The following is a 21,780-nucleotide window of genomic DNA, read 5'->3' on the forward strand; positions in this document are numbered from 1 at the left end:
CTGAAACGTTATGACTTTTTTGCGTGCTAGAGGCTTTATAGTTAGAAGTGTGATTAAGGTAGAGATTTATCCTACTTGCTCAAGATTTACAAAACGATTATTTTGGTCAACGGTTAAACGAAAGCGACCTTTCACGCCTAATTGAGTTAAAAATGAGCGAAATCTAGTGGCCGGCAATTGCAGCTTTAGTCCCTGCTCTGTCATTACCATCACCGTACTTGCAACACCTGAATAATGACTTAGAAAAGCCTGATACGTCACATTCATTCTAAAATAATAAAATTTGTTCATTCGCTTAATATCTTTAATTGTTGATGTGCATATTGTGGCGCTGAAATAAAAAAATGGCCAGTAAAAAACTGACCATTTTGATTTACTATTTACTATAACGATAAGCTCAACATATTACGCTAATGCTTTGGTTACCTTCTCAAACAGATCTTTGGCTAAGTTATCAAGATCAGCCAAACGTTGAAGTTGAGCTTTCATTAGATCCTGACGATCACTGTCGTACTTCTTAAACTTCAATAATGGATCAATTAAACGAGAAGCCACTTGTGGGTTACTTTCGTTTAATTCCAGTAAGATATCACCTAAGAATGCATAACCTTCACCTGATTTACTATGGAAATTTACCGCATTATTTGCAGCAAAAGAACCTATCAAACTGCGAGTGCGGTTTGGGTTTTTCAGGCTGAATGCTTTATGATCGATCGTCGATTTAATGGTAGTTAATGCATCACTACTTGGATTTGAACCCTGTAAAATGAACCACTTATCCATAACTAGACCGTCATGTGACCATTTATCACTAAAGTCATCCATTAACGTTTGACGGATAGAAAGTTCAGCCGAATTAGCAGAAACCATCGCCGCCATTGTATCTGTCATGTTATCTGCAGTTTGATATTGCGCTTGAACTAACGCCTCACCAATATCGGTTTTGGCTAAATAACTTAACGCACAATTACGTAATGCACGTTTACCAATCGCATCATGATCAACCGAGTAATCCCCCTGCTTTAAACTGTGGTAGATTGCAGAAAACTCATCTTTTAACTCTGTTGCTAATGTCTGTTTAATAAAACTAAGCGCCTTATCAATAGCATCAACATCCACCGTATCAAACCAACCTGTGATCTCATTATGATTTGGTAGTACAAACATTTCAGCAATAAATGCCTGCTCTAGACCCGTATTTAATAGCACACCACGGAACGCATCAACTACCGTCCCGGATAACTCAAGTGATTGATTTTTTTGTACATTTATAATGTTTGATCGAATGTAATTAGCCAAAAGCATTTGGCCTGCATCCCAACGAGCAAAATCATTTTGCGCGTGAACCATTAAGAAAATCAGCTCTTCATCTGTGTAAGCATAATTTAATTTAACTGGTGCAGAGAATTCACGAAGTAAAGAGACTACTGGTTTTTCTGCGACTTGTTGGAATGCAAAAGTCTGCTCTTCTTGGATAACATTAAGAACATTACCAATAGTTTGATTGTTACAACGTAACTCAATAACACTGCCGTCTTGCGCGTAAAGCTCAATATCAAGTGGGATGTGTAATGGAAGTTTTTCAGGTTGATCTTCTGTTGCTGGCGTATGTTGTTTCACCGTCAATGTGTATTCTTGCGTTACTTCATTATAGTTAGAAGTCACCGACAAGGTTGGCGTACCTGATTGGCTATACCAACGGCGAAATTGAGTAAGATCAACACCCGACGCATTTTCCATCGCGAGTACAAAATCTTCACACGTTGCCGCAGTACCATCATGGCGCTCAAAATACAGCTTCATTCCTTTTTGGAAATTCACTTCGCCTAATAGAGTATGCATCATGCGAATAACTTCACTGCCCTTTTCATACACAGTAAGCGTATAGAAGTTATTCATTTCTATCACTTTTTCTGGACGAATTGGATGCGCCATCGGACTTGCGTCTTCTGCAAACTGTGGACCACGAACAATGCGAACATTGTTAATACGGTTGACTGAACGAGAGCCAAGATCAGAAGAGAACTCTTGATCACGGAAAACCGTTAAGCCTTCTTTCAAACTTAATTGGAACCAATCACGACAAGTAACACGGTTGCCAGTCCAGTTATGGAAATATTCATGGCCGATTACCGCTTCAATACCTAGATAATCAGTATCGGTTGCCGTCTCTTGTTTTGCTAATACAAACTTAGAGTTAAAGACGTTTAAGCCTTTGTTTTCCATTGCGCCCATGTTGAAAAAATCAACCGCAACGATCATGTAGATATCCAGATCATACTCAAGATCAAAACGATCTTCATCCCACTTCATTGAGTTAATCAATGACGTCATTGCATGAGGAGTACGATCTAGATTGCCTTGGTCAACATAGATTTCAAGTGCAACATCGCGACCTGATTTAGTTTTATACGTATCAGTGAGTACGTCAAAATTACCGGCAACTAAGGCAAAAAGGTAAGCGGGTTTTGGGAATGGGTCTTGCCAATAAACAAAGTGTTTTCCACCTTCAAGATCTCCGTGACTAATGCGGTTACCATTACTTAATAAATGAGGATATGACTCTTTATCTGCAATTACTTTTGTGGTGAAACGCGCCAATACATCAGGACGATCCATATAATAAGTAATACGACGGAAACCTTCTGCTTCACATTGAGTACAAAAACCATCACCTGATTTATATAAACCTTCAAGTGCTGTGTTCTCTTGTGGATTGACTTCGGTAACGATTGTAAGTGTAAAATCACCATTCACATTATGAATGATCAACTGCGTATCAGATAAAGTATAATCTTTATGATCAACATTATTTATTTTCAACGATACCAATACCATCCCTTCTCCTTCAAGAAGAAGATCAGTTGATTGTTTTAGTTGTTGTACTTTTGACGTCGCTGAAATAAATGTTTTGCTATCATCAAGATCAAAAACTAGATCGATGTCTGAAATGGTAAATTCTGGAGATTGATAATCACGGCGAAACTTAGCCTGAGGTTGTTGGCTCATAATATATCCTTATGATGTCTATCACTAAAAAACAGAATGAGTGATAGTTACTATTTAACCCTCCTATTCTCGCATAAGATCCAGTTAATTTGTTAATAAAAAGATTTTAAGGTCCATATTTCTATCCTTAAAGTCACATTATTCTATTACTTACTGGTCATTCTCTTACTAATAAGGCATACATTCCAAATTGTTCATTTTGTAATTCGAGTTGGTTATCTGTGATCTGAAATGTCGATTCTTGCTCTCCCTCTTCATAGAGTAAAACTAAGTCACTATTTTCAAAATAATAATACCCTATCTGTTGGTTTCTTTTTCCTGAGAGAGAGATGACTTCCAATAGAAATACAAAATCAGAACGCAACTTCAAATTTAATGATTGAACATTACTCACCATAATATCTTCACCGGATACCAGTGTAGAATGCCATGATCCAATAATCTGCTCAGGAACAACCTTAAAAAATTCTACACCATTAAGATAGAGTCGATTATGACTCACTTCATATTGATAAACTTGTGACGCCTCTCCCTCTTTCCCAAAACGAATATTATCTTGTGATAATTCAAAAGTACCATTCCATTCTTCTATCGTATTAGATGATATTTCAATCATTTCAATAAAAAATTTATGAGTAGAACTTAATGATATATGAAGTACATCATAGTCATTCTCAATATGAGCGGGCTTGAAAAAATACCAATCACCAATAAGAAATGGATTTTCAAAATGCGTTAGTGAATTTGCTTCGAGATCTAACGCCACTTCATCAGAATAAGAAAATGGACTCAATAAAATTAACCAAAAAGACAAAAGGACTGATTTCATAATTAAAGCTCCACATTCAATAAAAAGAATGATCAACAACCATGGTTGATTGGTATAACTATAAGCCTAGATTAAATTTGATTAATTCGCTGTTTTTTAGGTAAAAAAAACAGAAGCCAAATGACTTCTGTTTTTATAGGTACGATAATGCGATTAACTTTTTTGATTCATCAATGCTAAATCAATCGTAATTGAAACCGCTTCATTAAGATATGCATCAGGTACTTCGTAATCTTTTGGAATGTCATCAATAGTTTTAAACTCTTCTTTTTCAAGATGTTTTTGTCTTTGATTAACACGCTCTAAACGACGAACGTCCGCATCATCACTTTCTTTTTCACGAACAACTTTATTCAGTGAAATTGTTGTGATGTCTTTATCTGCTTTATAGCGAGCAATGTCTTCCTGAATAAAACCAAACTCTTCATCAGTTTTAATTCGTTCAACATGTTTTTTCGCTAATGGCTCAATCGTATTTACGATCTGATTCGTTTGCACATAATTTGCTGCTGTAATGCTATCCCAAGGAAGCGCATTGTCTTCAACACTTTCGCCAGTTTCTTTAGGATCAATCGCTGTTGGGAACGCAATATCAGGAACAACACCTAAGTTTTGCGTACTACCACCATTGATTCGGTAGAACTTTTGAATGGTATATTGAACATGGCCAAGTGGTTTATCAAATAGGTCATAAATATGATTTAATGATCTATGTTGTTGAACCGTACCTTTACCGAATGAGTTTTCACCTAAGATAACGGCACGGCCATAATCTTGCATTGCTGCAGCAAAAATCTCAGACGCAGATGCACTATAGCGATTCACTAATACCGTCATTGGACCAGTATATGAAATCTCACCATCAGTATCCGCATTAACATTAACGCGTCCGTAGCTATCACGAACTTGAACAACTGGACCAGAAGTAATAAATAATCCAGATAACGCAGTTGCTTCCGTTAATGCACCACCACCATTATTGCGTAAATCAACAATGATACCGGTAATATCTTGCTTTTTGAGTTCATCAATCTGTTTTTTCGTGTCTTCAGCTAGACCAACATAGAAACTAGGTACTTCTAATACACCAATTTTCTTGCCATCTTGCTCAATCACTTCAGATTTAACCGCTCTATCTTCTAAACGGATCTTATCTCGAACAATTGTGACAGTGTGACTTTTTGAATCTTTACCTTCTGGCAAGATATCTAGGTGCACTTTTGTCCCTTTCGCCCCTTTGATAAGTTGAACGACGTCGTCTAAACGCCAACCAATAATATCAACAGATTTTTTGCCATCTTGAGCAACGCCGATAATACGATCACCTTCAGAAAGTTGCTTACTGTTTTGAGCTGGACCGCCCACAACTAAAGAACGAATGACAGTATAATCATCGGTTGCTTGTAATACCGCACCAATTCCTTCTAATGAAAGATTCATTTCTGATTGGAATTGCTCTGCATTACGAGGAGATAAATAACTCGTATGAGGATCAACTTCACGTGCAAACGCATTAATATAAAGTTGGAACGCATCTTCATTGTGACTTTGAGTCAAACGCTTTAACGCATTATTATAACGCTTACCTAACATCTCTTGGATTTCAGGCCAATCTTTGCCTGTCATAGACAAATTCAAAGCATCATATTTAACACGTTTACGCCATAGCTCATTTAACTCTGCTTCATCTTTTGGCCAAGCCGCTTCAGAGCGATCCAGTTCAAGAGATTCATCAACCGTATAATCGAATTCTTTATCTAAAAGAGAAAGTGCGTACACATAACGCTCAAAACGACGCTTCAATGACAAGTTATAGATATCAAAAGCAGCTTGGGAGTCACCAATCTTTAATTGGTCATCTAACTTAGTTGATAATGGGGCGAATGAAGTAAGATCGGCTTGAATGAAAATATTTCTATTATAATCAAGCATGTCTAAGTATCGCTCATAAATGGCAACGGAAAAGTCATCATCCAATGAGAAATGCTTATAATGAGAACGTGTAAAGCGAGAAGTAACACGCTTACTTGCAGTGCCATGCTGCGTTTCTGCGGTTAATACTGGTAAGTCAGCTTCGGAATACTTAGTGTCTAATACCTTAGCTTCAAGTGCGTGCGCAGAAGCTGCTAGCATAACGCTAGCAGCAATCAGCGAGACTCTTAATCGACAATTCATGCGTCGGGAGTGCTCCTTTATGAACGAAGATTCTCCGCTTTAACAACCATTTGTAGGCCGTTTGATAAGCGAATTCGTACATCATCCTTGTTAATTTCAACGATTGTCGCAGGCATATTACCTTTACCCATGTTCACGCTTACGTTGTTACCAACAGTAATTTCATCAGCGTTTAGAGCACGAGTTTCAACCGGTTGTTCAACTTTCTTAGCAACAGGTTGAGGACGACGCTTAGGTGGAGTAGCAGCACGAGCTGTTTTCTTCGCTTTTGCTTCTTCTCTTACTTTTTTAGCTTGTTCTTTACGACGAGCAGCAACTTTAGCTTTGCTTTCATCTAAAGTTGTTTTAGCGTGTTCAATGTGCTCTTCTTCTAGTTCACCACAAGGGTTACCATCTAAATCAACACGAGATGCGCCCGGCTTAACACCGTGTAGGTAACGCCAAGAAGAGGTGTATTGACGTAAACCAGCACGTAGCTGAGTTTTACTTACTTTAGGATCATCGCTTAAACGCTCAGATAAGTCTTGGAAGATACCAATTTTAAGAGGTTTAGCTTCGCCTTCTAAGATAAAGCATTTCGGGAAGCGTTCAGCAATGTATGCAATTACTTCTTTGCTGTTCGCTAATTTTTCAGAGTTTTCCATGTAGTTTCCTGATAGTACGGTTTAGCCCGTATTTAGGTGTATTTCTAGTAAAGATATTCCGCTATTATAGATACTTAAGCGTGAAAAACCACTACTGAAAGAAAATTAAAGTCTCTTTTCTGCTTCTTTCATGAAATCGACCAGTCCTTTTTCATCAATTTCGCTAAATCGTGCAATATTTGGGCTATCAATATCCAACACTCCGAATAATTCTCCATCTTTGTAAAATGGGATAACGATTTCAGAGTTACTTTGCGCATCACACGCGATATGACCTGCAAATTGATGAACATCATCGATACGTTGAACTGTTTTAGTAGAGAAAGCGGTGCCACACACCCCTTTTCCAACAGGAATTCGAATACAAGCAGGTTTACCTTGGAATGGACCTAATACCAATTCATTATCTTTAAATAGGTAGAACCCTACCCAATTAATGTCATCTAGTTCCATATTTAATAACGCGCTTATATTGGCTAAATTAGCTATTAAATCAGTCTCATCTTCGATTAAACAAAGCGCTTGCTTCGTTAATCGCTCGTAATGCTTTAATTCCATCTTTATATTTATCCTGTATTTGTACCAATCACTTGCGACTCTATTTATACTGAGTACAATGCCAATGGAAAGATAATAATAGGAATCATTCTCACCATGAGCAATACTACGTCTTCTACAATTAACTGGAATTGGCTACTTAGGCAAGCAAAAACCTATAAAAGTCGTTTAGTTGTTGCAAATATCATCGCTATTGTTGCGACGCTTATCAGTGTCCCTATTCCATTACTCATGCCATTAATGGTGGATGAAGTTTTACTGCATAAACCGTCAACAGGTGTTGAACTATTAAACACAATGCTACCTAGCGCTTGGCAAGGTCCTATCGGTTATATCCTACTGGTTCTCGTTATGGTCATTTTGATGCGTATCGTCAGCCAAATGCTTAATATCTATCAAGGAAGACAATTTAGTTTAGTCTCGAAAACCATTACCTATCAAATTCGCCTTCAATTACTCGATAAACTCAGCCTTATTAGCATGAAAGAGTATGAGTCTCGTGGTAGTGGTGGCATTAATTCTCATATCATTACAGACATTGATACTATCGATAAGTTCCTCGGCCCTACATTAAGTCGTTTTATTGTCTCTTTTTTGACCGTTATTGGCACAGCTGGCGTCCTTCTTTGGATTAATTGGCAACTTGGGCTATTTATTCTTTTAGTAAACCCTATTGTTATCTACTTCTCTCGAAAATTAGGTAACCGGGTAAAAGATCTGAAAAGAAAAGAGAACCAATCTTATGAGCACTTTCAAACCCGTTTAATCGAAACCTTAGATGGTATTTATCAATTACGTGCATCAAATCGTGAACGTGCTTTTTTGGACCAATTAAAAAGCCAAGCCGATGAGATAAGACACAGTGCCGATCAGTTTGCATGGCAATCAGAAGCGGCTGGCCGACTCTCCTTTCTTCTGTTCTTACTTGGTTTTGAATTGTTTAGAGCCGCTGCCATGATCATGGTATTACTCAGTGATTTAAGTATTGGTCAAATGTTTGCCATTTTTAGTTATCTTTGGGTAATGCTTTCGCCAATTCAAGAATTACTAAGTATTCAATTTTCTTGGTATGGTGCATCCGCTGCATTAAAACGCGTAAATGCCCTATTACACATTAACGAAGAGCCAAAAATTCAATCGAATATTGATCCATTCAACAGCGCTAGCGCCACTGAAATTACCATTAACAATTTAAATTTTAGCTATAATGACGAAGTTCAGGTGCTCAATGATTTATCTTTGACTATTCGCCCTGGTGAAAAAGTGGCACTTGTTGGGGCCAGTGGAGGCGGTAAATCAACTCTTATTCAACTATTATTAGGCCTTTATCAACCAACGAACGGGGAGATCCTCTTTAATGGTCATAGTACAAAAGAGATTGGCTTTGAAAACATCCGCAATCAAATCTCAGTTGTATTACAACAACCTATACTATTTAATGACACATTGAGGCATAATCTGACATTAGGTGAAGATTACTCTGATGACTTACTGTGGAATGCACTCGATGTTGCCCAACTGCAAGATGTCGTGATTCAGTTAACCGATGGGCTTGATACCCAAATTGGTCGTCAGGGCGTTAAACTTTCTGGTGGACAACGCCAGCGATTAGCGATTGCAAGAATGGTGTTAACGAACCCAAAATTTGTTATTTTAGATGAAGCGACATCTGCACTCGATACCGCCACAGAGGCAGAGCTCCATCAAGCCTTAAGTAATTTTTTAGTCGGCCGAACTACATTAATTGTGGCGCACCGTTTAAGTGCGGTAAAACAAGCCGATACTATTTACGTTTTAGATGATGGTAAAGTGTCTCAATCAGGCACACATCATGAGCTAGTTACACAACAAGGACTGTATCAAACACTGTATGGATCAATTCAAAGTTAATCAATTGGGCAGCCGCCGTGAAAGACGCTAAGTTTCGTCGCTGCCATGGCTGTGATCTCGTTGTCAAAGTTGCGACGGTGGATAAGAAGCAGAATGCTCACTGCCCTCGCTGCAACACACAACTGTACCGTGGTAATCGAATTTCACTAAATAGCGATTTGGCCATCGCTATTGCTGCTTTATTACTGTTTATTCCATCACACTTCTTTCCTTTAGTTACTATTCAACTTTTTGGTGTGATGATCCCAGCAACTCTCCCTTCAGGTACGATTACATTAATGGGTGAAGGGTTCCCTATGCTTGGTTTACTTATTTTATTTTGTAGCTCTATCGTTCCTTTTCTTGTTTGTGGCTCTGTTGTCATTGCACACATCGCATTACGATTAAAACTGTTTAAGTTATTTAGAAACAGTATTTCGACTATTCAACATTTAAAAGGTTGGATGATGCTAGATGTGTTTTTAGTCAGTCTTGCTATTGCTTGTTTTAAAATCCAAGATCATGCCGATATCTTTATTGGTTCTGGTTTATATGGCTTGATTTTACTGCAATTTGTTACATCACTACTGCTAACTCACGTGAGTCCAAAACGTTATTGGCGAGTATGGCAAAGAAAACATCAACAGCATATCGAAGCACCGATTAGTAAACCTGAGCACTCTGTCCATTGTGGGCATTGTCACTTTACTCAACAAAAAGGCAGCCACTGTATTCGCTGCTCTCGTCCTATCCATGCGCGAAAGCCAAACTCTATTCAAAAAACATGGAGTTACCTGATCACGGCGGCGATTTTTATTATTCCAGCCAATATTCTTTCCATTTCTATTTTATTAACTAATGGCAAGCGCTTAGAAGACACTATTTTCTCTGGTGTTGCCGGATTAATTAGAACTGATATGTATGGCATTGCTATTATTATATTTGTTGCCAGTATTGTTGTTCCTGTTGCTAAAATCTTAGGACTTGCTTACCTACTATTATGTGTTCAATTCAAGCGCAGCATATTTCATCGCCAACGAATGTCTATTTATGTAGCAGTAAAATGGATTGGTAAATGGTCAGTCATGGATTTATTTGTAATTTCTATTATGATGACATTGATTGATCGCGGACAAATTTTAGATTTCACCCCAGGCCTTGGTGCCGTTGCCTTCGGACTAGTTGTGGTATTCACCATGCTGGCCGCTGAAAGTTTTGATTCTCGTCTGATTTGGGATAATTATGAACGAACCGAAAAATCTTGATTCTTCAATCGAACAAGTAAACATCAAAAATGAGCGCGGTATCTCACCATTTTGGATACTGCCTCTACTTGCTCTCTGTCTTGGGGGATGGCTAGTCTACTCTGCCATTATTGAAGCCGGTCAACGTGTTCAAATCTATTTTGATGACGCGCAAGGACTAATAGCAGGCCGAACCACTATTCGTTATCAGGGGCTTGAAGTGGGTATGGTTAAAAACATCACCTTATCTAAAGATCTCTCTAACATTTATGTTGATGCTGATATCTATCCAGAAGCCGCCGACCTTTTAAAAGATAATACTCAGTTTTGGCTAGTTAAACCTCAAGCGTCTTTAACTGGGATCTCAGGATTAGATGCTTTAGTTTCTGGTAACTATATTGCAATTCTACCGGGTTCTGGAGAACCAAAAACTCAATTCACTGCATTAGCAAACTCACCAGCAATCCAGCCTGATTCTACCGGTTTAAGCGTAACTTTACGATCTAAGGATTTAGGCTCTATTTCTGTTGGTTCAAAAATCTATTATAAAAAAATCCCTATTGGTGAAGTCTATAACTTTAAACTCGATCATAAGAGCGATAACGTTAGAATTAAAGTCCTTATCCAAGAGGAATATTCGCATTTAATTACATCAAAAAGCCGTTTCTGGAATGCCAGTGGCATTGGTGCAAGTGTGGGCTTTAATGGCGTAGATGTTCAGCTTGAAAGTTTGTCAGCATTAATTGGCGGCGCTATTGCGGTTGACTCACCAGATGATGGTACCGAGATAAAAAACGGCAAAGAGTTCCGCTTATACAGTAATATCAAAACGGCTGGTCGCGGTATTTCAATCAAGATCACTCTGCCTGATAATAATCAAATCAGCCCTAATGGGTCAGCCATTATGTATCGTGGTCTTGAAATAGGCCAAATAAACAGTTTAAAACTGTCTGACGACAAAAAAGACATCATTGCTTCAGCAACGGTTGAACCTGCATTTACCGATTACTTAAATGACGGATCTCGCTTTGTATTGGAAGAAGCAAAGCTCGGCTTATCAGGCGTTGAAAACATTGGTAATCTCGTTCGTGGCAACTTCCTTACCTTAATCCCTGGTGAAGGCGATAAATCTCGTGCATTTACAGCCATTAGAAAACAAGAATTAATTAAACAAGATGCAAAAGCACTCACCTTTTCATTATACGCAGACCGCTCTTTTGGCTTAACACCTGATACGACCATCTCATATAAGGGTATAAAAGTAGGTTCAGTAACTCATGTAGCATTGGTTAATGATAGAGTTAAGTTTGATGTCATGATCCTTGAGAAATATAAGTATCTAATCAAATCAAACAATAAATTCTTTGTCTCTGGCAGTGTATCTGCTGAGTTAACCGATTCAGGCTTAAATATTGATATTCCACCGACACAAACTCTCATTTCAGGTTCCATTAGCTTTACTAGTGAAGGTAAAGGCTATAAACAGAAAAGCTATACTCTATTTAAAAATAGCTCACTAGCTGAACTTGCGGAATTTAAAACAGTAAAAAGCACAGAGTTGACGCTGTTTAGCCCAGAACTTCCCCCTATTACCAAAAATAGTCCTATTCTTTATCGTAATCTCGTTGTTGGTAAAGTGACGGACTTTGATTTGGGTAATGATGGCGTAAATATTAAAATCAACATTGAAAAGCAATACGCTCACCTAATTAAAGATAACACTGTCTTTTGGAATTACTCTGGTGTGAATGTTGAAGCAAGTTTAAGAGGTGTGAATATTCAAGCCGCTCCACTGATGTCGATGATCCGTGGTGGTATTGGCTTTGATAATATGCAAGGTGTAGAAAACAAATTAGGTAAAAAGTGGAAACTCTACTCCAACCTATCAGAAGCTCAAGAATTTGGCCGAATTATTGCCTTTACTGCGAAAGACAGCAATTCAATCTCTAAAGGAACACTGATTAAATATAAAGGTGTCTCTGTCGGTGAAGTTAGTAAAGTATCACCAAACTTCAAGCAGAGTAATGTTTATATACAGGCGCGTATTTATCCTGAATATGTTAATCAAATTGCCGTCTCTGGTAGCCATTTCTGGGTTGTAAAACCAAGTATAAGCCTATCAGGTGCTGAAAATCTTGATACCTTATTAGGTAGCTACATTCAAGTAACCCCAGGAAAGGGAAAAACAAAAACTCAATTTTTACTCACTGACCAATCTCAAGGTGATACGTTAGCGATTTATACTCTTGAGTCTATCACTCGAGGTTCAGTCAAAGTAGGAACCCCTATCCTATTTAGAGAGATGGAAGTTGGCGAAGTAACCGATGTTCGATTAGGTGATTTATCTGATCGTGTTATTATCACTATCGGTATCAATCCTGATTTTAGTTACCTTGTGCGCCAAAATACCGTTTTTTGGAATGTCTCCGGGGTGAATATGTCTATCGGGTTAAGTGGAGCAAAGGTTCAAGCTGGTACTGTAGATAGCATCTTGCGTGGCGGAATTGCTTTCTCGACCCCGGATGATGAAGAGTTGCAACCACAAGCAAAAGAAAATAAATCGTACCTACTGTATAAAGCAGCGGCAGCAGATTGGCCTTTGTGGAATGCCGCTATTCCTAATCCAAATCAATAGTCAACACCAACTGAATCACTAACTTTAGGCAGTCAAACTTCAAATTGACTGCCTTTTTTATTTAAGCCTTTAATTTTAGCTATTACTGTCGATTCCATTTAGACAATGGTCTGAATTACGTTTACACTCCCTGCCATAACATTACCCAATGAGATTCATCTGTGCACGATAATATTTTTCTACCTAAAGCCTTCCTAGATCAAGTACAAGAGACCATGCCTTCCCACCTTTCTATGGAAGAATTTGTTGCAGCTTGTAAACGCCCTTTACGACGCAGTATCCGTGTTAACACATTAAAAAATAGCGTAGAAGAATTTAAACAGCGTGCTAATGAAAAACAGTGGCTATTAGAACCTGTGCCTTGGTGTGATACTGGATTTTGGATAACAAGACCAGAAACCGACACGGTAAAACTAGGCAGTACAGCCGAACACATGTCAGGGTTATTTTATATTCAAGAAGCAAGCTCAATGATGCCTGTTACGGCATTATTAAAAGATAATGATGACATTGAAATGGCTTTAGACATGGCCTCAGCGCCGGGTTCTAAAACCACACAACTTGCCGCAGGCATGAAAAATCAAGGGGCATTAGTCGCTAATGAGTTTTCTTCAAGTCGTGTAAAAGTACTGTGCTCAAATATCCAACGTTGTGGTGTAAGTAATGTGGCGCTTACTCATTTTGATGGTCGTGTTTTCGGTGGTTGGTTACCAGAAACTTTTGATTCTATTCTCTTAGATGCGCCTTGCTCTGGGGAAGGGACGATTCGTAAAGACCCAGATGCCATGCATAATTGGAGTCCTGAATCTGTTATCGAAATTGGTGACACTCAACGTGACTTGATTGAAAGTGCCTTTCACGCCCTTAAACCTGGTGGCGTAATGGTGTATTCAACTTGTACATTGAATCATCAAGAAAACCAAAATATTTGCCATCACCTTGTCGAACAATTCGGTGACGCGGTCACGTTTGAGCCATTAGGTGACCTCTTTGAAAATGCAGAAAAAGCATTAACCAAAGAAGGTTTCTTACATATCTACCCACAAATTTTTGATAGTGAAGGCTTCTTTGTTGCTAAGATCCGTAAAAATAGCTCAACTACGCCCCCTGAAGTGAAAAAACGCTTAGGACAATTTCCTTTCGCACCAGCCTCAAATAAAGAAGCACAAGCGATTGCAGCAGAATTAAAATCGACATTACAATTAGAAATTCCTGAAGATAATGAGTTTTGGATCCGAGATAAAGAAGTTTGGGCCTTCCCTAAACGCATGAAGCCATTAATTGGTGAAATGCGCTATCATCGAATTGGATTCAAACTTGCTGAAACTCATAAAAAAGGATATCGCTGGCAGCATGAAGCTATCATGGCATTGGCGACAGCAGATAACCCTACTTGTGCAGAACTAAATACAGAACAAGCACGTGAATGGTATATGGGCAGAGATGTTCGTCCTGATTTTTCAGGAAAAGGCGAAACAATAGTAACTTATAAAGGCGCGGTTATCGGCTTAGGAAAATGGGTGGGTAATCGAATAAAAAATGGATTACCTCGTGAACTTGTTCGTGATGGAAACTTATTTTAAATAACCCCAACGTAATTACTGGAATTAATATAACAATAAGTTTTTAATTTAATGCCAATCTAAGTACTTGAAATAATCAAATGTTTAGATTGGTATCATACATCTAGCTGTAGGAATAAGGATATGCCTTCACAATATCGTATCAATCGAATTGTAGAGATTGGAGATACGCTGCACCGTTGCGGTTGTGCTCCCTATAAAGTTGAACGTTACACTACTTTTTATGCCAATAAATATGGCGTTAATTGTATGATCCAAGCAACACCAACGTCCATTAACTATCAATTTCCTGATGACAATAACGCCGTCATCATGAAACGTCATAAACCCGCAAGTATTGATTTGGGCTTACTCGCAAATACTATTATTCAATTACAGCAACCATTAACCCCTGTCCCACTCGCTCCAGCCGAAGGGATCTCTTACCCTTCATGGGCAATTGCTTTAGCTAATACTTGTATTCCCCCAGCCTTTTTGATGTTGGTTGGCTCAACCTACGAAGCTTTATATGTCAGTTTTTTACTTGGTTTTTTAGTTTGGTTATCTCAAGTCTTTTGTTGTAAACGTCGTAGTATCGCTGTTGAGTTTTTTGGCGCCTTAATCGTTGCCTTTACTGTTGCGTTTATTGCTAGTCTTGGCATTCCTATCCCGATTCTTGGACTTTGTATTGCCGCTGTGGTTCTTTTTGTTCCCGGCCTCTCCATATCAAACGCTCTAGAATGTTTAGCTTTTAATGACCTCGTTTCTGGTACCAGCTTGCTTGGCCAGTGTTTTCTCACTTTAATAAAACTTCTTATTGGGATCATTATTGGTTTGCACATTGGCGAAGCTATTTTTGGTAAAGCCGAATCTATTGATTATCAAAACGAATTTCCAATATGGCTACAAGTACTAGGTTTACCGATTATTTCATTCTCATTAGGTGTTATGTTTAAAGCCCGCCCTATTGATATAGTTTATAGCTTACCTGTAGCAGTATTAGGTATGTGGGGGCCATTTTATCTTGGCTTTGATGGCGGTTGGGTTGTTGGTACATGGGTTACAACCGTATTAATCACCCTCTATGGTACTTGGATTGCTAGACGTTTAAACCTAACAGGGATCATATTCATCGTACAAGGGATCATTATTCTTGTTCCGGGAAGTCGAGTTTTAGTGAGTGCAAGCCAAAGCGTGTTTGAGCAATCCATACTTCCTATTCCTAGTATTGGCTTATCTGCGCTATTTATGTTTTCAGCCATCGTTGCAGGTCAAATTACCGCTTATTCAATTTACTCTCCCAAAATCGAGCGAGACTTGTAATAAAAGACATAAAAAAGGCCAGCTATTAAATAATAACTGGCCTTTTCTTTATGTTTTTAACAGTATAAAAATACTATCTAAAAGCGATTAAGCACGGCTCATAAACTTATGTTCAGTCGTGTTAACTTTCACTTTCTCACCGTTAGCAATGTACTCAGGAACTTGTACAGTTAAACCTGTAGACATAGTCGCTGGTTTTGTACGAGCACTTGCAGAAGCACCTTTAATTGAAGGCGCTGTATCAACAATAACTAAATCAACAGCTGACGGTAATTCAATCGCAACTGGCGCACCATCAACGATAAGAATTTGAAGACCTTGCGTTTCTTCAGTGATGAAAAGTAACTCTTCTTCAATTGCTTCTTTGTTGAAGTTGTATGGTGTGTAATCTTCTGCATCCATGAATACATACTCATTACCATCAACATAAGAGAACGTTGCACTACGACGGCTAAAGTCAGCTAAAGTGATAATATCATCAGCTTTAAAGCTCTCATCTGCTTTTGAACCAGTTGCAACATCATACATACGCATGCGGAATAACGTTGCGCCAGCACGGCCACTTGGAGTTAGTTTGCTGATTTCTTTAACGAAAAATACTTTACCGTTGTGTTCAATTGCTGAACCTTTTTTGATGTCACTTGCCTTTGGCATGATAAAAAATCCATAAATAATTGGTGAGTGAAAAATACCATGAACTTTTTATATCTCCAATAATTATGTGATAGAAACTCGCATTTTATAGTGCTTTATTTGTCGCTCGCCCTTGCTGCCATGAACGCAACATCATAATTGACGTATAAAGAACCACAAAGGCGACTAACCAAGCAAGCATATCCACATCAAGCGATTTAACAATAAATGCCGCAATTAACACACCAATAGGTCCGGTAATAGCCACCACTAAAGAGGCTCTTGAATTTACAGCTCTCTGCTTGATAAAACCACCGGCAGAGAAGAAACATAAAAAAGCACATGAGCACATCATAATGGGAAATGCCGCTAATGGATTCATGCCTAATAAGTAAATCATTGTCATACACGGTGCGTATAAACCAATCCCTACAGTCATTAATGCGCCAAAAATAAAGTTACCAATAATACCGATAACCAACTTCTCGCCACTTAATCCTAGCGCTTCACCTCCTAAAGGAAATAAATCTAAACGACCAGCAAGCATAAGCAGTGCGACAATCAGCAAAGCACCCGCCATGATCAAACGGATCAACTGACGGTCAAAATTTGATACTAATCGAGCACCAACCGTTGCACCAACACACGCCGCTATAATTAAACTAAGCAGTGTCGTTAAGTCCACATTAACTGCGGTAAGGAAAATCAATGCTTGAAACACGGTCGCCATGGTTGCTTGAGCGTTCAAGGTTCCCGGTAATACCTTGTCATCAATTAAATTAAACTGCTTATATCCAGCGGTTTTAATCGCAAAGCTTCCTACACCAAGAGTGTCACAAAAGTTTGCAAAACCACCTATAAGGCCGACTGCCCATATATTAGTGTCTTTTTCTGAAGCTTTCTTCTTTAGCCATAACGACACAAGCATAAAAAGAAATGTTAGACCGCCAATCACAAGGCCTATTTGTAAAAGTAATAAAACCGTCATTAATACATCACATCGCTGAAATAATACCAAGAATAGTAATTCAGATTAATGATAAAAACCAGAAAATCCCTTATACGCTAAAGGGTTAGCTCATTAAACAAACAACAATAATTTCACCTATTTTACATTTAATTGCTATAAAATAGATTTCCGTGATCTGTAATTATAAACACCCGCTTTAAATACGTCTTACTTATGTTTTTTTAGCGTTACTTTTAACGTAATTTGATTTATTTCTTTGCAAAACAATGGCTATTTTGTTGGTTAATTTGACAAACAAAAAGTTATTTTCCTTTTATCTGCAAATCCTATTGTCATCATGTATGAACTAAGATAAATGGGTTCGTGGGATCATTATGACTCGCCAATGACGTTCTAAACGTCTTGACTTAAATAAAAATGGGCAAAAGTAAATAAATACCTTTGCCCATTTTATTAGTAAGCTCGGTTATCCTGAGTAAATGACAAATCCATCGCTTGAGGTCGGATCCATGATTTTAATCCGCACTCTACTCTTAAAAAACTTACTATGTCTTTTGCATTTTCATAGGTCGTAAAGTCAGTCACTAAATAATACGTATCTTCTATTTTATATAGCGTCAATATATTACTACTACACTCTTTATAATTTAGTTCTGGCATGGATGAAAAAGCATAAGCCTGAACTCGATATATCACATCTTTGTTGTTTTCAGCTTCTTTTTCAAACAATTCACGACTAAAAGAAGTCCCACTAAAAAGTACACCTACTAGCAATAAATACTTAAACACCCTATTTATCCGATAACCTATTTAAAGTTGAATAATAAGGGAAACAATCATCTTATTCTATCCATAAAATAAGAATCTTTTAGAGCCTAACTAAGCATATAAAAATCAAGCTTTTATATAACTCTAATCCATTAAACTTTTTGATTTTATCGCTTTTTTAGACAGTTCTTTGGCAAAATCAGCAATATCGGATTCAAACGCTTCAACACTTTGTCGAATATCATCCAGTTGAATGGTCTGCATCTGACGCTGTTCCATGACCACTTTGCCATTTACGATCGTTGTTTCTACATTACTTGGATTGGCTTGATAAACCAATGTTGCGTATGGATCATAACTTGGCATCATATTCGCGGATTGAGTTTCAACAATAATGATATCCGCTTTCTTTCCAACTTCTAAAGACCCAATTTCATCTTCCATGTGTAACGCTTTTGCACCCCCCATGGTTGCCATCTCGATCACTTGTTCTGGGATCATGATGGTTCTATCTGAGTGTTTTAAACGCTGCATATTGGCGGCATAACTTAAGGTACGCCATAAATCCACTTGGTTTGAGCTCATCGGTCCATCTGTCCCTAAACCAATTCGCATATCTTCACGGAACATATCCCAAGCAGGAGCAATACCTGTTGCGCCTTTCGCATTCGCCATTGGATTATAAACCACACCAACATCAGCTTGCTTTAATAACGCTTGATCATGTTGAGATAAATGAATGCCATGAGCAATCACCATTCGTTCGTCCAGTACACCAATCTCTTCAAGATATTCAACTGGAGAGCTCGCTTTGGTTGGATCTTTAATTCTTGTTTCTTCATTTGGAAATTCAGCCACATGAATTAAAACAGGCACATCATAATCTTGAGAAAGCTGATTGATCTCTTGAAGCTTTTCTTTACTTACTGTGTACACGGCATGAGGTGCATAAGCTGGCGTAATTAACGGATCATTTTGATATTCTTCAATAAATGACTGAGCATATTGAATACCACCATACGGTTGTTTAGCATCCACTACTGGGAATTTAATAACGGTTTCGCCCAGTACGGCTCTTAATCCAACTTCTTTGGTCGCCTTGGCCATTTCATCCATGTGGTAATACATATCGGCATAAGTGGTAACGCCGCTTTGCGCTAAATCGATAGCACCGAGCTTAGTGGCATTATAAATTAATTCACGACTTAACTTTTGCGCTTCTAATGGGAAGAAGTAGGCAAATAATCGATTAGAAATGCCTTCTTCACCTAAACCACGAAATGCAATCATCGGAAGGTGGTTATGAGCATTAATCATTCCCGGCATTACAATGCCGTCATTCGCATCTATATTTTTTGGCGCATAATATTGTTCTAGTAATGTCGCATCACCTACTGCAATAATTTTATCGTTTTTAACCACCACGACACCATCATCAATCACTTGCATATCGGCGTTTACGGTTAACACTTGTCCGTTATTGATGATCAAATCTGCATTATATTCTTGTTGTTTTGCTGTCGCTCCACAACCCGATAACAAGATGGCGCTAATACTTAATACCAAGCTTTTAAGCTTCATTCCTAAACCTTAATCATGCCCCCACAAATAAAAAAAGAAGCATTGGGGAAAATGCTTCTTCTTTGGTTAATTTAATTGATAACTTAAATAATTACGAGATAACTCTTCCTATCAAACCATAATAGTGTGGGATAGGTCTCTCTATTTACTTCTCTTTTACTTGAGAGCGGCGCTTTTGAATTTGTGCCATAACAAACTTAATCATTATTGGGAATAAACCAAGCAAGGCTAGTGAACCTAATATCTGCGGTGATATTAGCCCAGACAGCGAGGTTATTTCTGATAATTGCGTACCCGCATTTAAATATACCATTGTCCCAGGCAGCATACCTAACTGACTAAATAGATAAAAACGACCTACCGATATTTTAGTTAATCCCATTAATAGATTGATTAAGAAGAACGGAAACACAGGGATCAAGCGTAATGTCAGCAAATAAAACGCCCCGTCTTTTTCCACACCTTCATTAATCGCTACCAACTTATCTTTAAACTTACTGTCTACCCACTCTCTTAATAAGTAGCGGCTACTTAGAAATGCAATCGTTGCCCCAATACTACTCGCAAACGATACGAGCAATAAACTCCACCAAAAACCAAACAGGGCAGCACCAAGCAAGGTAACAACAGCCGCACCAGGAATAGAAAGTGCCGTAACTACCACATAAGAGATAAAATAAATGGCACTGTAGATCAACAAATTAGCTTGTATGTCACTTTGTACGTTTTGATGAAAGGCTTTTACCTGATCTAACGTTAACAAGTGTCCAAAATTAAAATAAACCACAGAAAACGAGATCAAAAGAGCGACAAGTAATATCACTTTCTTATTCATAGTGCTCTCCTGTTGTTACATTGGTATTCATGATTTTACTTAGCTCATCAAAACCACCTACGTATTTACCATCCAACCAAATTTGAGGTACCGTCACTGGCGTTTTCTCACCAATAATGGCTTTAACCTCTGGGATCATACGATATAAAGAAGCACTGTCTTTCACCACATCGTGATAAATATAGTCAACTCCCGCCTCATCTAATGCGGCTTTCGCTTTAATGCAATATGGACACGTCGCCTTACCAAACACTACATTGCCTTTGATATCATCACGCTTAGCAACTTGAGCGATCACTGATTGAACTAAAACACCACGATTTAATGCTTCACCTTGGCTAATCACTTTGTCTTCAACAATAATAATTGGTGCGTGCCATGCTTTAAGTTTTAAAGGCTCCCACCAATGGGATAACCAATCTTTAACCTCAAGCTCAATAGGAATGCCTGCAAGCTCTGTCTCAAAAGTATCTTGAAGAATATCTTTAGTTAAAGTGCATTCCCCACAAGGGATGTTTACTTTGAATGGACCCCAACTGCCTGCCCAGCGATATAATGTGATTTTTATTGGTTTCATTGTGACTCCCCTATCAGCAAACTGATTATTAAAATTAAACTGAACCGTTTAGTTTAATTTAGTTGAATTTCAACTTAAGTCAACCTTTATGATCCATTTATATTGCAGGATATAAGTATATGCTAAGAAAAATAGTTTTGAGATGTAGTAACACGTCTATTTAATAGGAGTTATAAATAGTTAGAGAGTTCAATTAAATTACCATCAGGATCTCGCAAATAAACTGATATTATCTTACCTATCGCACCTGTTCGTTGGATTGGGCCATCAATAATAGTTACGCCTTGTGACGCAATATGGCTTTGAACCTCACAAATTGACATATGAGTGATAAAACACAGATCAGCACTGCCACTTTGAACCTGTTCCGCCTTGGGTTCAAACTCATTTCCTAGTTGATGGAGGTTTATCTTTTGCTCACCAAAAGTAAGGGCAACCCTGCCCTCACCAAAGGTGGTCATATCCATTCCAAGCACGTTTGAATAAAACCGACTCGTCACTTCAATATCTTTAACGGTTAATACTAGATGATCTAAACGTGCAACTTTCATGATTCATTCCCTATGAA

General features: G+C 38.2%; 18 protein-coding genes. 5 read left to right on the top strand and 13 right to left on the bottom strand.

All coding sequences use genetic code 11. The annotated features are described in order from the left end of the window. Nucleotides 1–66 precede the first annotated feature (66 nt). The 6 genes from PVK62_RS02485 to PVK62_RS02510 all read right to left on the bottom strand — a co-directional run bounded on the left by PVK62_RS02485 (nucleotide 67) and on the right by PVK62_RS02510 (nucleotide 7,215). A complete protein-coding gene (locus PVK62_RS02485; protein WP_274443121.1) occupies nucleotides 67–291 on the bottom strand; it encodes a DUF2835 domain-containing protein in 225 nt (74 codons plus the stop codon). Between the two features lie 114 nt (nucleotides 292–405). After that, nucleotides 406–3,009: an aminopeptidase N gene (gene pepN / locus PVK62_RS02490; RefSeq protein WP_274443120.1), complete on the bottom strand. Its 2,604-nt coding sequence runs from the start codon at nucleotides 3,007–3,009 to the stop codon at nucleotides 406–408. 157 nt (nucleotides 3,010–3,166) lie between these two features. Continuing rightward, nucleotides 3,167–3,838: a hypothetical protein gene (locus PVK62_RS02495; RefSeq protein ID WP_274443119.1), complete on the bottom strand. Its 672-nt coding sequence runs from the start codon at nucleotides 3,836–3,838 to the stop codon at nucleotides 3,167–3,169. Between the two features lie 153 nt (nucleotides 3,839–3,991). After that, nucleotides 3,992–6,013 (bottom strand): carboxy terminal-processing peptidase, encoded by a 2,022-nt coding sequence (prc, locus tag PVK62_RS02500; protein ID WP_274443117.1) that lies wholly within the window; start codon nucleotides 6,011–6,013, stop codon nucleotides 3,992–3,994. 17 nt (nucleotides 6,014–6,030) lie between these two features. After that, the gene (gene proQ / locus PVK62_RS02505) at nucleotides 6,031–6,657 is read right to left on the bottom strand and encodes an RNA chaperone ProQ (protein WP_274443116.1); all 627 of its coding nucleotides are present in this window, start codon (nucleotides 6,655–6,657) and stop codon (nucleotides 6,031–6,033) included. A 105-nt stretch (nucleotides 6,658–6,762) separates the two neighbouring features. Beyond that, nucleotides 6,763–7,215, bottom strand: a complete 453-nt coding sequence (locus tag PVK62_RS02510) for a GAF domain-containing protein (RefSeq protein ID WP_274443115.1) — start codon at nucleotides 7,213–7,215, stop codon at nucleotides 6,763–6,765. A gap of 96 nt (nucleotides 7,216–7,311) precedes the next feature. Between PVK62_RS02510 and PVK62_RS02515 the strand changes: the two genes are divergently transcribed. The 5 genes from PVK62_RS02515 to PVK62_RS02535 all read left to right on the top strand — a co-directional run bounded on the left by PVK62_RS02515 (nucleotide 7,312) and on the right by PVK62_RS02535 (nucleotide 15,848). Further along, entirely contained in the window at nucleotides 7,312–9,105 is a 1,794-nt protein-coding gene (locus tag PVK62_RS02515) for an ABC transporter ATP-binding protein (RefSeq protein WP_274443113.1), read from the top strand. Between the two features lie 17 nt (nucleotides 9,106–9,122). Continuing rightward, nucleotides 9,123–10,349 carry a paraquat-inducible protein A gene (locus tag PVK62_RS02520; RefSeq protein WP_274443112.1) on the top strand — a complete coding sequence of 409 codons (1,227 nt, stop codon included), beginning with the start codon at nucleotides 9,123–9,125 and terminating at the stop codon, nucleotides 10,347–10,349. Then, nucleotides 10,327–12,963 (top strand): MlaD family protein, encoded by a 2,637-nt coding sequence (locus tag PVK62_RS02525; RefSeq protein WP_274443111.1) that lies wholly within the window; start codon nucleotides 10,327–10,329, stop codon nucleotides 12,961–12,963. Before PVK62_RS02520 ends, PVK62_RS02525 begins: the two co-directional genes overlap by 23 nt. 161 nt (nucleotides 12,964–13,124) lie before the next feature. Further along, a complete protein-coding gene (rsmF, locus tag PVK62_RS02530; RefSeq protein WP_274443110.1) occupies nucleotides 13,125–14,546 on the top strand; it encodes a 16S rRNA (cytosine(1407)-C(5))-methyltransferase RsmF in 1,422 nt (473 codons plus the stop codon). A 123-nt stretch (nucleotides 14,547–14,669) separates the two neighbouring features. Then, complete coding sequence (locus PVK62_RS02535; protein ID WP_274443109.1) at nucleotides 14,670–15,848, top strand: threonine/serine exporter family protein; 1,179 nt, start codon at nucleotides 14,670–14,672, stop codon at nucleotides 15,846–15,848. Nucleotides 15,849–15,935: 87 nt separating this feature from the next. On the opposite strand, the gene efpL is transcribed toward PVK62_RS02535, so the two are convergent. From efpL to PVK62_RS02570, 7 genes are all read right to left on the bottom strand, one after another. Next, entirely contained in the window at nucleotides 15,936–16,502 is a 567-nt protein-coding gene (gene efpL / locus PVK62_RS02540) for an elongation factor P-like protein EfpL (protein WP_274443108.1), read from the bottom strand. Nucleotides 16,503–16,587: 85 nt separating this feature from the next. Next, a complete protein-coding gene (locus PVK62_RS02545) occupies nucleotides 16,588–17,469 on the bottom strand; it encodes a sulfite exporter TauE/SafE family protein (protein WP_274443107.1) in 882 nt (293 codons plus the stop codon). A 435-nt stretch (nucleotides 17,470–17,904) separates the two neighbouring features. Continuing rightward, the gene (locus PVK62_RS02550) at nucleotides 17,905–18,225 is read right to left on the bottom strand and encodes an SPOR domain-containing protein (RefSeq protein ID WP_274443106.1); all 321 of its coding nucleotides are present in this window, start codon (nucleotides 18,223–18,225) and stop codon (nucleotides 17,905–17,907) included. 138 nt (nucleotides 18,226–18,363) lie between these two features. Beyond that, nucleotides 18,364–19,800: an amidohydrolase gene (locus tag PVK62_RS02555; RefSeq protein WP_274443105.1), complete on the bottom strand. Its 1,437-nt coding sequence runs from the start codon at nucleotides 19,798–19,800 to the stop codon at nucleotides 18,364–18,366. Between the two features lie 145 nt (nucleotides 19,801–19,945). Then, the gene (locus PVK62_RS02560; RefSeq protein WP_274443104.1) at nucleotides 19,946–20,635 is read right to left on the bottom strand and encodes a TVP38/TMEM64 family protein; all 690 of its coding nucleotides are present in this window, start codon (nucleotides 20,633–20,635) and stop codon (nucleotides 19,946–19,948) included. After that, a complete protein-coding gene (locus PVK62_RS02565) occupies nucleotides 20,628–21,212 on the bottom strand; it encodes a glutaredoxin domain-containing protein (protein ID WP_274443103.1) in 585 nt (194 codons plus the stop codon). Before PVK62_RS02565 ends, PVK62_RS02560 begins: the two co-directional genes overlap by 8 nt. Before the next feature lie 170 nt (nucleotides 21,213–21,382). Continuing rightward, complete coding sequence (locus tag PVK62_RS02570; protein ID WP_274443102.1) at nucleotides 21,383–21,763, bottom strand: VOC family protein; 381 nt, start codon at nucleotides 21,761–21,763, stop codon at nucleotides 21,383–21,385. Nucleotides 21,764–21,780 lie beyond the last annotated feature (17 nt).

Origin of the sequence: Aliivibrio sp. S3MY1 (assembly GCF_028765575.1) — a bacterium.
Classification (GTDB): Bacteria; Pseudomonadota; Gammaproteobacteria; order Enterobacterales; family Vibrionaceae; genus Aliivibrio.